Raw genomic sequence first — 14,067 nt, forward strand, 5'->3', positions numbered from 1 at the left:
GAATGTCCGAGACGAGGAAACGAGCGCGGGGCAGACGGAAACGACCAGGAGACCACCTATGTCGCTGTTTTCGACACCCGACGATTTTACGCCCGATATGGACCCGTTGTTGAAGATGAACCAGGATCTGACCAGGATGATGCCGAAGGAGATGGCCAATGCCGTCAATCTCCTGGCGCATCCTGTCGCGAGTGCGGCGGCGATGGCGGCACTCGGCATCGGTCTTGCCAACCACGCCTTTGGCATCTGGATGGGCGTGCTTTCGGGCGCGGCCGAAACTTCGCAGCGGCTTTGGCAGCCGGTCGCCGAGGATTTCGAAGCCAGGACGGAACGCTTTTCCGCGACCGGCAAAAGCTCCTCGACAAAGGCGCGCGCAGCGACCAAAACCCTGATTGCCGAGGCGCAGTCCTTCGCCAATGACGTGACCGACATTGCGACGAGCACCGCGGCGCGGAGCTTGGCGAATGCGAGCACCGTTGCAGCGGATGCCTCGGCCGGGCTGATGCCGGAAGATTTCAAGCAGCCCAAAGCGATGGACCGGCCAGCTGAGCCGGCCGACCTCAAGGCGATATCGGGCATCGGGCCGAAACTGGAAAAGGTGCTGAACGGCCTTGGCATCTGGACATACGCCCAGATCGCCGCGTGGACGCCGCAAGAGATCGCCTGGGTCGAAGATTACCTGTCGTTGAAGGGCCGCATCGGCCGTGACGGCTGGATCGGTCAGGCGGCCGCGTTGGCCGGGGTCAAAAAGTGAATTCAATATCGTGCGCGGTCTCGGCTGCGTCCGGAAGGAAAGATTGCGGAACGTCCGCAGGGGTTTGAGGCGAAATGGCAAAGCTCAAGGTCGACGGGAAAGAGATCACTGTACCCGACCATTACACGCTGCTGCAGGCGGCCGAGGACGCCGGCGCGGAAGTTCCGCGCTTTTGCTTCCACGAGCGGCTGTCGATCGCCGGCAATTGCCGCATGTGCCTGATCGAGGTCAAGGGCGGGCCGCCCAAGCCGCAGGCGTCTTGCGCCATGGGCGTGCGCGACCTGCGCCCCGGCCCGAACGGCGAGCCGCCGGAAATCTTCACCAACACGCCGATGGTCAAGAAGGCGCGCGAAGGCGTGATGGAATTCCTGCTGATCAACCATCCGCTGGATTGCCCGATCTGCGATCAGGGCGGCGAGTGCGACCTGCAGGACCAGGCGATGGCGTTCGGCGTCGATTCCTCGCGCTACCACGAGAACAAGCGGGCGGTCGAAGACAAGTATATCGGGCCGCTGGTCAAGACGATCATGAACCGCTGCATCCATTGCACGCGCTGCGTCCGCTTCACCACCGAGATTGCCGGCATATCGGAACTCGGTCTGATCGGCCGCGGCGAGGATGCCGAGATCACCACCTATCTCGAAAGCGCGATGACTTCGGAACTGCAGGGCAATGTCATCGACCTTTGCCCGGTCGGTGCGCTGACTTCCAAACCCTACGCCTTCCAGGCACGGCCGTGGGAACTGACCAAGACCGAATCCATCGACGTCATGGACGCCGTCGGCTCGGCGATCCGCGTCGATAGCCGAGGCCGCGAAGTGATGCGCATCCTGCCGCGTACCAACGAGGCGGTGAACGAGGAATGGATTTCCGACAAGACCCGCTTCATTTGGGACGGCTTGCGCACGCAGCGCCTCGACCGGCCCTATGTGCGCAAGGACGGCAGACTGGCCCCCGCAAGCTGGGCCGAGGCTTTTGCCGCGATCAAGGAAGCGGTGTCGAATGCCGCACCCGAAAAGATCGGTGCCATTGCCGGCGATCTTGCCGCCGTCGAGGAGATCTACGCGCTGAAGCTTCTGATGGCTTCGCTTGGCTCGAAGAACACCGACTGCCGCCAGGACGGTGCCGCACTCGATCCGTCGCTCGGCCGGGCGAGCTATGTCTTCAACCCGACCATCGAAGGCATCGAACAGGCCGATGCGGTGCTGATCATCGGCGCCAATCCGCGCTTCGAGGCGTCCTTGCTCAACGCCCGCATCCGCAAGCGCTGGCGGGCCGGCAATCTGCCGGTCGGCGTCATCGGCGATGTCGGCGATACGCGCTATGATTACGAGCAACTCGGCGCCGGGCCGGAATCGCTGAAGGATCTTGCCGATGGCAACGGCAAATTCTTTCAACTGCTGAAGAAGGCGACGCATCCGCTGATCATCGTCGGCCAGGGTGCGCTGGCGCGTCCGGACGGCGCGGCCGTGCTCGGCCAGGCGGCGAAGCTCGCCGTCGCCGTCAACGCCGCAAGGGCCGACTGGAACGGCTTTGCCGTACTGCACACCGCGGCGGCGCGGGTCGGCGGCCTCGATGTCGGCTTTGTGCCGGGCGAGGGCGGCAGGAACGTCGCCGGCATGCTGGGCGAGACCGATGTGCTGTTCCTGCTCGGCGCCGACGAAATCGACATGGCCAAGACCGGCGGCGCTTTCGTCGTCTATATCGGCACGCATGGCGACAAGGGCGCGCATCGCGCCAACGTCATCCTGCCGGGTGCCGCCTATACCGAGAAGTCGGGCACCTTCGTCAACACCGAAGGCCGCGTGCAGCAGACCAACCGGGCCGGCTTCGCGCCCGGCGAGGCGCGCGAGGACTGGGCGATCCTTCGGGCACTGTCGGATGTGCTCGGCAAGAAGCTGCCGTTCGATTCGCTGCCGCAATTGCGCGCTAGGCTCTATGCGGAATACCCGCATCTTGCCCGCATCGACCATGTCGCGGCCGGCGACCCGGCCGACATCGCCAGGGTGGCCAAGCTCGGCGGGCGGCTGAACAAGGGCACCTTCACCTCGCCGGTCAAGGATTTCTACCTGACCAACCCGATCGCGCGGGCTTCCGCGGTGATGGCCGAGTGCTCGGCTTTGGCGAAGAACGGCTTCAGGCAGGCGGCGGAGTAGACATGGACACCTTCTTCTCCTTCTACGTGCTGCCGGCGCTGCTGATCCTTTTGAAGTCGGTCGTGCTGATCGTCGTTCTGTTGATCTTCGTCGCCTATGTGCTTTACGCCGACCGCAAGATCTGGGCGGCGGTGCAATTGCGCCGCGGACCGAACGTCGTCGGCCCATGGGGCACGCTGCAGGCCTTCGCTGACCTTTTGAAATTCGTCTTCAAGGAGCCGGTGATTCCGTCCGGCGCCAACAAGGGCGTTTTCCTGCTGGCGCCGCTGGTGTCGGCGGTGCTTGCGATCTCAGCCTGGGCGGTGATCCCGGTCAATGAGGGCTGGGCCATCGCCAACGTCAATGTCGGCATCCTCTACGTCTTCGCCATCTCCTCGCTCGAGGTCTATGGCGTGATCATGGGCGGCTGGGCGTCCAATTCGAAATACCCGTTCCTCGGTGCGCTGCGCTCGGCGGCGCAGATGGTGTCCTACGAAGTCTCCATCGGTTTCGTCATCGTCACCGTGCTGCTTTGCGTCGGCTCGCTCAACCTGACCGATATCGTTTTGTCGCAGCAGGATGGGCTGGGCACGAGGATCGGCCTGCCCAATACCTTCCTCGACTGGCATTGGCTGTCCCTGTTTCCGATGTTCATCGTCTTCTTCATCTCGGCGCTGGCGGAAACCAACCGTCCGCCCTTCGACCTCGTGGAAGCCGAATCGGAACTCGTCGCCGGCCATATGGTCGAATATTCCTCGACGCCGTTCCTGTTGTTCTTCCTGGGCGAATATGTCGCCGTCGTCCTGATGTGCGCACTGGCCACCATCCTGTTCCTTGGCGGCTGGCTGCCGCCCTTCAATTTCGCGCCGTTCACCTGGGTGCCGGGGCTGATCTGGTTCGTGCTCAAGGTCTGCCTGGTGTTCTTCATGTTCTCGATGGTGAAGGCGTTCGTGCCGCGCTATCGCTACGACCAGCTGATGCGGCTCGGCTGGAAGGTCTTCCTGCCGATCTCGCTGTTCATGGTGGTCGCCACCGCCGCCTTCCTCAAGATCACGGGGTTTGCCTGATGTCAGCATTGTCCCAGGCCGCCAAGTCACTGCTATTGCAGGATTTCGTCAGTGCTTTCTTCCTGTCGATGCGCCAGTTCTTCGCGCCGAAGGAGACGATCAATTATCCGCATGAGAAGGGGCCGGTCAGCCCGCGCTTCCGTGGCGAACATGCGCTGCGCCGCTATCCGAACGGCGAGGAACGTTGCATCGCCTGCAAATTGTGCGAGGCGATCTGCCCGGCGCAGGCCATTACCATCGAAGCCGGCCCGCGCCGCAATGACGGCACGCGGCGCACCGTGCGCTACGACATCGACATGGTGAAATGCATTTATTGCGGCTTCTGCCAGGAAGCCTGCCCGGTCGACGCTATCGTCGAGGGGCCGAATTTCGAATTCGCGACGGAGACGCGCGAGGAGCTTTATTACGACAAGGACAGGCTTCTGGCCAATGGCGACCGCTGGGAGCGTGAACTTGCGCGCAACATCTCGCTGGATGCGCCTTACCGCTGATATTTGACGCATGGACGGGGCGAGGGGCCTCGTTTAAGGAACACGCAACTTGCCGGCCGGAGGCGGTGGCAAAAAACAGGACGAATGTCCTGTTCGGACAGGAAACCCGGGGGAACCCATGCTGAGTGGACTAGAGGCGGCCTTTTTCTACCTCTTCGCCTTTGTCGCGGTAGCGTCGGCGTTCATGGTCATTTCGGCGCGCAATCCTGTGCATTCGGTGCTGTTCCTGATCCTGACCTTCTTCAACGCCGCCGGCCTGTTCATGCTGACCGGCGCCGAGTTCCTGGCGATGATCCTGCTCGTCGTCTATGTCGGCGCGGTTATGGTGCTGTTCCTGTTCGTCGTGATGATGCTCGACGTCGATTTCGCCGAGATGAAGGAAGGCGCCCTGCAATACGCGCCGATCGGCGCGCTGGTCGGCCTGATCCTGGCAGCGGAGCTGATCATCGTGCTCGGCGGCTACACATTTGCGCCGAAACTGGCGGCGACGGTTTCGAAGCCCATCCCGGACCTGGCCGCGCGCTCCAACACGGCGGCGCTCGGCGACATCCTCTATACGGATTACCTCTATTACTTCCAGGTGGCGGGGCTGGTGCTGCTGGTCGCCATGATCGGCGCCATCGTGCTGACGCTGCGCCACAAGCCGGGCGTCAAGCGGCAGTCGATCGCCGCCCAGGTCGGCCGCACGCCGGTAACCGGAGTGGAAATCCGCAAGGTCAAGACGGGCGAAGGAGTCTGAGATGGTCGTCGGCATCGCGCACTACCTGACCGTATCGGCGATCCTGTTCACGCTCGGCGTGTTCGGCATCTTCCTGAACCGTAGGAACGTCATCGTCATCCTGATGTCGATCGAGCTGATCCTGCTTGCGGTCAACATCAATTTCGTCGCCTTTTCGGCGGCGCTCGGCGATCTGGTCGGCCAGGTGTTCGCACTGTTCGTGCTGACCGTCGCGGCGGCCGAGGCGGCGATCGGCCTTGCCATTCTCGTCGTCTTCTTCCGCAACCGCGGCTCGATCGCGGTTGAAGACGTGAACATGATGAAGGGTTGACGGAACCACCATGTATCAGGCCATCGTCTTCCTTCCGCTGCTCGGCTTCCTGATCGTCGGCCTGTTCGGCACCTCGCTCGGCGCCAAGGCTTCCGAATACATCACCTCCGGCTTCCTGGTGATCGCGGCTGTGCTGTCGTGGGTCGCCTTCTTCTCGGTCGGCTTCGGCGGCGGCGAGGTGTTCACCGTGCCGGTGATGCGCTGGATCCAGTCGGGAGGCCTCGAAGCGTCGTGGGCGCTGCGGATCGACACGCTGACCGTAGTGATGCTGGTCGTCGTCAATACGGTGTCGGCGCTGGTCCATATCTACTCGATCGGCTACATGCATCACGACCCGGACCGGCCCCGCTTCTTCGCTTATCTGTCGCTGTTCACCTTCGCCATGCTGATGCTGGTGACGGCCGACAACCTCGTGCAGATGTTCTTCGGCTGGGAAGGTGTCGGTCTGGCCTCCTATCTGCTGATCGGCTTCTGGTACAAGAAGCCGTCGGCCAATGCGGCTGCGATCAAGGCCTTCGTCGTCAACCGCGTCGGCGATTTCGGCTTCGCGCTTGGCATATTCGGCGTGTTCGTGCTTTTCGGCTCGGTCAATCTCGGCACCATCTTCGCCAATGCGGCGACGTTCATTCCGGCCGAAGGCGCGCAGCAGGGTCCGGCCGTACTGACCTTCCTCGGCTATGCGCTTGATAAGCAAGCCGCGATGACAGTCGTCTGCCTGCTCCTGTTCATGGGCGCCATGGGCAAGTCGGCGCAGGTGCCGCTGCACACCTGGCTGCCGGATGCCATGGAAGGCCCGACGCCGGTCTCGGCGCTGATCCATGCCGCTACCATGGTGACGGCAGGCGTGTTCATGCTGGCGCGGCTGTCGCCGCTGTTCGAGCTGTCGCATTCGGCGCTGACCGTGGTCACCTTCATCGGCGCCTTCACCGCCTTCTTCGCGGCGACAGTTGGCCTCGTCCAGAACGACATCAAGCGTGTCATCGCCTATTCGACCTGTTCGCAGCTCGGCTACATGTTCGTGGCGCTCGGCGTCGGCGCCTATGGCGCGGCGATCTTCCATCTGTTCACGCACGCCTTCTTCAAGGCGCTACTGTTCCTCGGCTCGGGTTCGGTCATCCACGCCGTCTCCGACGAGCAGGACATGCGCAAGATGGGCGGCCTGAGGACGCTCATCCCGACGACCTACTGGATGATGGTGATCGGCACGTTGGCGCTGACCGGCGTCGGCATCCCGGTGACGATCATCGGCACGGCCGGTTTCTTCTCCAAGGACGCCATCATCGAAGCCGCTTTTGCCAGCCACAATGCGGTCGCCGGGTTTGCCTTCATATTGCTGGTCGTTGCCGCCTGCTTCACCTCCTTCTATTCCTGGCGGCTGATCTTCATGACCTTCCATGGCGAGCCGCGGGCCAGCCATGAGGTGATGCACCATGTCCATGAATCGCCGCCGGTCATGCTGGTGCCGCTGTTCATCCTGGCGGCAGGCGCCCTGTTCGCCGGCGTGATCTTCCACGGCGCCTTCATCGGCGAGGGCTATGCCGAATTCTGGAAGGTGTCGCTGTTCACGCTGCCTGACAACCACATCCTGCACGAGATCCACGAACTGCCGCTTTGGGTCGAGCTCGCGCCGTTCATCGCCATGCTGATCGGCTTTGCGATAGCCTGGCAATTCTACATTCGCGCGCCGGAAATGCCTCGGAGCGTCGCGGCCAACCATCGCCTGCTCTACGCCTTCCTGCTCAACAAATGGTATTTCGACGAGCTCTACGACTTCCTGTTCGTGCGGCCGGCAAAGCGCCTCGGCAGCTTCCTGTGGAAGACCGGCGACGGCACTATCATCGACGGGCTCGGGCCGGACGGCATCTCGGCGCGCGTCGTCGACGTCACCAACCGCGTCGTCAAGCTGCAGACCGGCTATCTCTATCACTATGCCTTCGCCATGCTGATCGGCGTTGCCGCACTCGTCACCTGGATGATGCTCTGATGACCGCCTGGCCGATCCTATCGCTGGTCACCTTCCTGCCGCTGGTTGGTGTGTTGCTCATCCTTTTCGTGCGTGACGACAGCGACAATGCGCGCCGCAACATCCGCGCCATTGCGCTGTTCACGACCGCCTTCACCTTCGTGGTTTCGCTGTTCATCTGGACCGGCTTCGACAATTCGCAGCCCGGCTTCCAGTTCGTCGAGAAGTTTGCCTGGCTGGATTCCGGCATCTCCTACCATATGGGCGTAGACGGCATCTCCATGCTGTTCGTCATCCTGACCACCTTCCTGATGCCGCTCTGCATCCTCGCTTCGTGGGAATCGATCGAGAAGCGCGTCAAGGCTTACATGATCGCCTTCCTGTTGCTCGAGACGCTGATGATCGGCGTGTTCTGCGCGCTCGACATCGTCTTGTTCTACGTCTTCTTCGAAGCCGGCCTGATCCCGATGTTCATCATCATCGGCGTGTGGGGCGGCAAGCGGCGCGTCTATGCCTCGTTCAAGTTCTTCCTCTATACGCTGGCCGGCTCGGTGCTGATGCTGCTCGCCATCATGGCGATGTTCTTCCAGTCCGGCACCACCGACATCCCGACGCTTCTGACCCACAACTTCCCGGCCAATATGCAGACCTGGCTATGGCTTGCCTTCTTCGCTTCCTTTGCGGTGAAGATGCCGATGTGGCCGGTGCATACCTGGCTGCCGGACGCCCATGTCGAAGCGCCGACGGCCGGCTCGGTGATCCTGGCCGCCATCCTGCTCAAGATGGGCGGCTACGGCTTCCTGCGTTTTTCGCTGCCGATGTTTCCGATCGCCTCCGAAATGTTCGCGCCGCTGATCTTCACGCTCTCCGTCGTCGCCATCATCTACACCTCGCTGGTGGCGCTGATGCAGGAGGACATGAAGAAGCTGATCGCCTATTCGTCGGTCGCTCACATGGGCTTCGTCACCATGGGCATCTTCGCGATGAACCAGGAAGGCGTGCAGGGCTCGATCTTCCAGATGCTGTCGCACGGCCTGGTCTCAGGCGCGCTGTTCCTCTGCGTCGGCGTCGTCTACGACCGCATGCACACGCGTGACATCGACGCCTATGGCGGGTTGGTCAACAACATGCCGAAATATGCAACCGTGTTCATGATCTTCACCATGGCCAATGTCGGTCTGCCCGGCACCAGCGGCTTCGTCGGCGAGTTCCTGACCATGCTCGGCGTGTTCCGGGTCAACACCTGGGTGGCGTTCTTCGCCGCCACCGGCGTCATCCTGTCGGCGGCCTATGCGCTCTGGCTCTACCGCAAGGTGATCTTCGGCGCACTGACCAAGGAAAGCCTGAAAGGACTGCTCGACCTGTCGACACGCGAGAAGGTGATCATCTATCCGCTGGTCGCGCTGGTCATTTTCTTCGGCGTCTATCCGGCGCCGATCTTCGACGCGACGGCCGAATCGGTCAAGGCGCTCGTTACCAATGTCACTGCATCCATCGGCGCCGCGCAGACCGCGGCGGCGAACTGACTGGGGGTTTTGCGAACCATGACGCCGGACCTTCTCTCCAGCCTGTCGCTCTCGACGCCAGAGCTGATCCTCGCCATCGGCGCCTTGGCGCTGTTGATGCTCGGCGCCTATTCGCGCGCCAACACCACCGTCACAGTGAGCGGCCTTGCCGTCGCCGTGCTGGTGATCGCTGGCGCCTGGCTGATCTTTTCCCCGGGGCAGGGCAACGCCTATGGCGAAGCCTTCATCCAGGATCCGTTCGCCCGCTTCATGAAGGTGTTGGCGCTAATCGGCTCGGCGGTGACGCTGGTCATGTCGGTCCGCTTTGCCCAGGCGGAGCATTTCGACAAGTTCGAATATCCGGTGCTGATCCTGCTCTGCACGCTCGGCATGATGCTGATGATCTCGGCCAACGGCATGATCGGGCTCTATCTCGGCCTCGAGCTGCAGTCGCTGGCGATCTACGTGCTGGCGGCGATCAACCGCGACAGTCTGCGTTCGACCGAGGCCGGCCTGAAGTATTTCGTCCTTGGCGCGCTGTCTTCGGGCATGCTGCTTTACGGCATCTCGCTGGTCTACGGCTACACCGGCAATACCGGCTTCCAGGAGATCGCCGCGGCGCTGAGCGGCGGCGAGCGCCAGCTCGGCCTCGTCTTCGGCCTGGTTTTCGTGCTGGCCGGCCTTGCCTTCAAGATCTCGGCGGTGCCGTTCCATATGTGGACGCCCGACGTCTATGAAGGTGCGCCGACGCCGGTGACGGCTTTTCTGGCGGCGGCACCCAAAATGGCGGCGATGGCGCTGATGGTGCGCGTCACCATGGGCGCCTTCAAGCCGATCGCCGCCGACTGGCAGCAGATCATCGTCTTCATCTCGATCGCGTCGATGGCGCTCGGCGCCTTTGCGGCGATCGGCCAGACCAACATCAAGCGGCTGATGGCCTATTCCTCCATCGGCCATATGGGCTATGCGCTGGTCGGCCTTGCCGCCAACAGCCAGGACGGCGTGCGCGGCGTCGCCATCTACATGCTGATCTACCTGGTGATGACGCTCGGCACCTTCGCCTTCATCCTCGCCATGCGGCGCAAGGAGGGCAATGTCGAGCAGATCAGCGATCTCGCCGGCCTGTCGGCGACCAACCCGATCATGGCGACGATCCTCACCATCCTGATGTTCTCGCTGGCCGGTATCCCGCCGCTCGCCGGCTTCTGGGGAAAATGGTACGTGTTCCTTGCCGCCATCAATGCCAATCTCTACGCGCTGGCGATCATCGGCGTGCTGGCCTCGGTGGTGGGCGCCTATTATTATCTGCGCATCATCAAGATCATGTGGTTCGACGAACCGGTCGGCGGCTTCGTTCCGATGGCGACCGAACTGCGCGTCGTGCTCGGCGTCTGCGGCGCCTTCGTGCTGTTCTATGTGCTGATCGGCGGCCCGATCGGAACCTATGCCGCTGCCGCAGCCAAGACCTTCTTCTGACGGAATGACATTCAGGCTGGCTCCAACCGCGGCTTCGGAAGGGTTCCGGCTCGAGGCGCACGACGCGGTCGGCTCCACCAATGCGCTGGCGCTGGAGCACGCGCGGGCCGGCGATCCGGGCAAGCTCTGGGTCGTCTCAAAAAAGCAGGAAGCCGGGCGTGGCCGCCGTGGCCGCGCCTGGGCGACGCCCGAAGGCAATCTGGCAGCGACGCTGCTGGTGATCACCAACACCGAGCTTCGGCTTGCCGCGACGCTCGGCTTCGTTGCCGGACTGGCGCTGGCCGACGCGCTCGACGCTGTCGTGCCGAAGGGCAGGATCGCGATCGGCCTCGATGGTGCGAGCCAAGGCAAGAACCGTTTCGAGCTGAAATGGCCGAACGATGTGCTTGCCTCGGGCGCCAAGCTCGCCGGCATCCTACTGGAATCGGCGATGCTGGAGGGGGGCCGTTCCGCAGTGGCTGTCGGCATCGGCGTCAATGTGGTGGCTTATCCCAGGGATTTGCCCTATCCAGCGACGTCGCTCAACGCGCTGGGGTCTGCTTGCGATGCCGAGACGCTGTTTCTGGCGCTGTCGGATGCATGGAGCGAGAATGCCCGGCTGTGGAACGAAGGGCGTGGGCTTGCCGCCGTCAGGCAGCGGTGGCTGGCGCGTGCGGCGGGGCTTGGCGGGCAGGTTGCTGTCAGAATTGACGGTAATGTGGTGCGCGGCACCTTCGAGACCATTGACGAGGACTGCCGTTTCGTGATCCGCGACGATGAAGGTTCGGTTCTGACGATCGCCGCCGGCGACGTGCATTTCGGCGCGGTTGCCTCGGCCGGCGGTTGACTGGCCAATACGTTTGACTGGCCTGTATTTGACCAGCTTGAATTTGACCGGCCCAAGAGTTTGACGGGCAAGGAAGGAAAGATCATGGCGAAAGCGGAAAACGCCGAACTTGTCTTCGTGCCGCTCGGCGGTGTCGGTGAGATCGGCATGAACTTCGCCCTCTACGGCTATGGCCCGGCCAATGCGCGCGAATGGATCGTCGTCGATGTCGGCGTCACCTTTCCCGATGCAACCCTGCCCGGCGTCGACCTGGTGCTGCCCGACACGCGCTTCATCGAGGAGAATGTCGCCAATCTGCGCGGGATCGTCATCACCCATGCGCATGAGGACCACTACGGTGCGCTGCACGACATCTGGCCGAAGCTCAAGGCGCCGGTGTGGATGACGCCGTTCAGCGCCGGCCTGCTGGAAGCCAAGCGGCAGGGCGAGCAAGGGGCGCCGAAAATTCCGGTGACGATCTACCGGGCCGGCGAGAAATTCACCGTCGGTCCGTTCGAGATCGAGGCCATCCCCGTCGCGCACTCCATTCCCGAGCCGATGTCGCTGGCGATCACCACTCCGGCCGGCGTCGTCATCCATACCGGCGACTGGAAGATCGATCCGGCGCCGACGGTGGGGCCGATGACCGACGAGTCACGCTTCCGCGCCTATGGCGACAAGGGCGTGCTGGCGCTGATCTGCGATTCCACCAATGCGTTGCGGGAAGGGGAATCGCCGTCCGAAGTGGCGGTGGGCGAGGGCATCAAGAGCGTCATCCAGAACGCCAAGGGCCGTGTCGCCGTCACCAGCTTCTCCTCCAATGTCGGGCGCATCGTCTCCATCGCCAAGGCAGCGCGGGATGCCGGCCGCCAGTGCCTGGTGCTTGGCCGCTCGATGAAGCGCGTCATCGATGTGGCTGATGAACTCGGCTATATGGACGGCTTGCCGGAATTCATCGCCGAGGAAGATTACGGCTTCATCCCGCGCGAAAACCTCGTCATCATCTGTACCGGCAGCCAGGGCGAGCCGCTTGCCGCACTCGCCAAGCTGTCGCGCGACGAGATGAAGTCGGTGGCGCTGACTGCCGGTGACACGGTGGTGTTTTCCTCGCGCACCATTCCCGGCAATGAGAAGGCGATCCTCGAGATCAAGAACCGCCTGATCGATCTCGGCATCAAGATCATTGAGGACGGCGATGCGCTGGTGCATGTCTCCGGTCATCCGCGCCGCAGCGAATTGCGCAAGATGTATGAATGGGTGCGGCCGCAGATCGGCGTTCCCGTGCATGGCGAGGCGGCGCATCTGGTGGCGCAGGGCTCGCTGATGTCGACGTCCGGCATCGGCCAGGTGGCGCAGGTGCGCGACGGCGACATGCTCAGGCTCTATCCGGGTGCGGCTGCGATCATCGACCAGGTGCCGTTCGGCCGCATCTACAAGGACGGAAGGCTGGTCGGCACCGACCAGGCGATGGGCATTCGCGACCGGCGCAAGCTGTCCTTCGCCGGCCACGTCGCCGTCAATGTCGTGCTCGACGACAAATACGAACTCGCCGGCGATCCCGATCTCGTCGCCATCGGCGTCGCCGAGGCCGATGGCAGCGGCGAGAGCCTGGAAGACCTGATGATCGATGCGGCAATCGGCGCCGTGGACTCCATCCCCCGCCAGCGCCGAAAAGACCTCGACCTGGTCCAGGAGGCGGTGCGGCGCGCGGTGCGCGGCGCGGCCAACGAAGCCTGGGGCAAGAAGCCGCTGGTGACGGTGTTCGTCACGCGGTAAGGGAATAGGGGAGTAGGGCAGTACGGCAGTAGGGGAGAAAGTAGTTTTCCCTACTCCCATACTGCCCTATTGCCTTACTGCCCTAAGGACGCAGTCAATGCTCGGACGCCTCAACCATGTCGCGCTTGCCGTGCCGGATCTGGCTGCGGCGGCGGCGGCCTATCGGGATACGCTTGGCGCCCGCGTGACCGCGCCGCAGGCGCTGCCGGAGCATGGCGTGACGGTGGTGTTCGTCGACGTCGGCAATACCAGGATCGAGTTGCTGGAGCCGCTCGGCGAAGGCTCGCCGATCGCGGCATTCCTCGAGAAGAATCCGTCCGGCGGAATGCACCATGTCTGCTACGAGGTTGACGACATTGTTGCGGCGCGCGACCGTCTCAAGGCCAGCGGCGCGCGCGTGCTGGGCGATGGCAATCCGAAGACCGGCGCGCATGGCAAACCCGTATTGTTTCTGCACCCCAAGGACTTTTTCGGCACGCTGGTCGAACTGGAGCAAGCATGAGCTGGGTCTCTTTCATCGCCCTGTTCTTCGCCACATGGTGGGTGGTGTTGTTCGCCGTCCTGCCGTTCAGCATGCGGACGCAGGACGAGGGCCAGGATGTGACGCTGGGTACGGTTCCGAGCGCGCCGCGCGGACCGCATATGGTGCGCGCCGCACTGCGCACGACGATCGCCACACTGGTCCTGATGGGCATCTTCTACGGCATCACGAGAGGGCTTGGTCTCGGCATCGACGACATCCCGCACATCGTGCCGGATTTCAACCAGAGCCCAGCGCATTAGCCGGCTACCCAATGTCCTGCTATCCAAGACCTATGCCGACGCCCTGAAATCAAGCTCAGCCAGCAAGGTCAACCCAAGTAAAGGCCGTGGGCCGGATTTGGGCTGACGCAACGTCATGTAGTTTGGCAATCTGTCTTGCTACCAAATGATTGCACAAAAAAAATGCAAGGCGCGAGGCCTTGCAATTTAAACGCGTCCGATCTGTTTCCGGTGTCCGGCGGCAGCGAGTTACCGCGCCTAGATCGCATCCTCCCAAGACTTTG

Annotated in this window: 13 protein-coding genes; all 13 read left to right on the top strand. The window is 62.9% G+C overall.

The features are described from left to right. Nucleotides 1–58: 58 nt before the first annotated feature. The 13 genes from NKH63_RS02660 (at nt 59) to NKH63_RS02720 (ending at nt 13,804) form a co-directional block, all read left to right on the top strand. Entirely contained in the window at nt 59–754 is a 696-nt protein-coding gene (locus NKH63_RS02660; RefSeq protein WP_352483048.1) for a helix-hairpin-helix domain-containing protein, read from the top strand. Between the two features lie 74 nt (nt 755–828). Next, a complete protein-coding gene (gene nuoG, locus NKH63_RS02665) occupies nt 829–2,910 on the top strand; it encodes an NADH-quinone oxidoreductase subunit NuoG (RefSeq protein ID WP_352483050.1) in 2,082 nt (693 codons plus the stop codon). Between the two features lie 2 nt (nt 2,911–2,912). Next, nucleotides 2,913–3,956, top strand: coding sequence for an NADH-quinone oxidoreductase subunit NuoH (gene nuoH / locus NKH63_RS02670; protein ID WP_352483051.1), 1,044 nt, complete (start codon nt 2,913–2,915; stop codon nt 3,954–3,956). After that, nucleotides 3,956–4,447, top strand: coding sequence for an NADH-quinone oxidoreductase subunit NuoI (gene nuoI / locus NKH63_RS02675; RefSeq protein WP_023676622.1), 492 nt, complete (start codon nt 3,956–3,958; stop codon nt 4,445–4,447). The genes nuoH and nuoI overlap by 1 nt, the downstream gene beginning before the upstream one ends. Nucleotides 4,448–4,565: 118 nt before the next feature. Next, entirely contained in the window at nt 4,566–5,186 is a 621-nt protein-coding gene (locus NKH63_RS02680; protein ID WP_352483053.1) for an NADH-quinone oxidoreductase subunit J, read from the top strand. Nucleotide 5,187: 1 nt separating this feature from the next. Next, on the top strand, nt 5,188–5,496 hold the full coding sequence (nuoK, locus tag NKH63_RS02685) for an NADH-quinone oxidoreductase subunit NuoK (protein ID WP_023676620.1): 309 nt from the start codon (nt 5,188–5,190) through the stop codon (nt 5,494–5,496). 10 nt (nt 5,497–5,506) lie between these two features. Continuing rightward, on the top strand, nt 5,507–7,480 hold the full coding sequence (gene nuoL / locus NKH63_RS02690; protein ID WP_023720739.1) for an NADH-quinone oxidoreductase subunit L: 1,974 nt from the start codon (nt 5,507–5,509) through the stop codon (nt 7,478–7,480). After that, the gene (locus NKH63_RS02695) at nt 7,480–8,985 is read left to right on the top strand and encodes an NADH-quinone oxidoreductase subunit M (RefSeq protein ID WP_023720738.1); all 1,506 of its coding nucleotides are present in this window, start codon (nt 7,480–7,482) and stop codon (nt 8,983–8,985) included. The genes nuoL and NKH63_RS02695 overlap by 1 nt, the downstream gene beginning before the upstream one ends. A gap of 18 nt (nt 8,986–9,003) precedes the next feature. Beyond that, nucleotides 9,004–10,440 (top strand): NADH-quinone oxidoreductase subunit NuoN, encoded by a 1,437-nt coding sequence (gene nuoN / locus NKH63_RS02700; RefSeq protein WP_023720737.1) that lies wholly within the window; start codon nt 9,004–9,006, stop codon nt 10,438–10,440. 4 nt (nt 10,441–10,444) lie between these two features. Further along, nucleotides 10,445–11,266: a biotin--[acetyl-CoA-carboxylase] ligase gene (locus NKH63_RS02705; RefSeq protein WP_352483054.1), complete on the top strand. Its 822-nt coding sequence runs from the start codon at nt 10,445–10,447 to the stop codon at nt 11,264–11,266. 84 nt (nt 11,267–11,350) lie between these two features. Continuing rightward, on the top strand, nt 11,351–13,021 hold the full coding sequence (locus NKH63_RS02710; protein ID WP_023720735.1) for a ribonuclease J: 1,671 nt from the start codon (nt 11,351–11,353) through the stop codon (nt 13,019–13,021). A 97-nt stretch (nt 13,022–13,118) separates the two neighbouring features. Next, the gene (gene mce, locus NKH63_RS02715) at nt 13,119–13,523 is read left to right on the top strand and encodes a methylmalonyl-CoA epimerase (protein WP_352483057.1); all 405 of its coding nucleotides are present in this window, start codon (nt 13,119–13,121) and stop codon (nt 13,521–13,523) included. Continuing rightward, nucleotides 13,520–13,804, top strand: coding sequence for a DUF1467 family protein (locus NKH63_RS02720; protein ID WP_352917627.1), 285 nt, complete (start codon nt 13,520–13,522; stop codon nt 13,802–13,804). The genes mce and NKH63_RS02720 overlap by 4 nt, the downstream gene beginning before the upstream one ends. Nucleotides 13,805–14,067 lie beyond the last annotated feature (263 nt).

The organism is Mesorhizobium sp. M0960 (assembly GCF_040319055.1).
Taxonomy (GTDB): domain Bacteria; phylum Pseudomonadota; class Alphaproteobacteria; order Rhizobiales; family Rhizobiaceae; genus Mesorhizobium.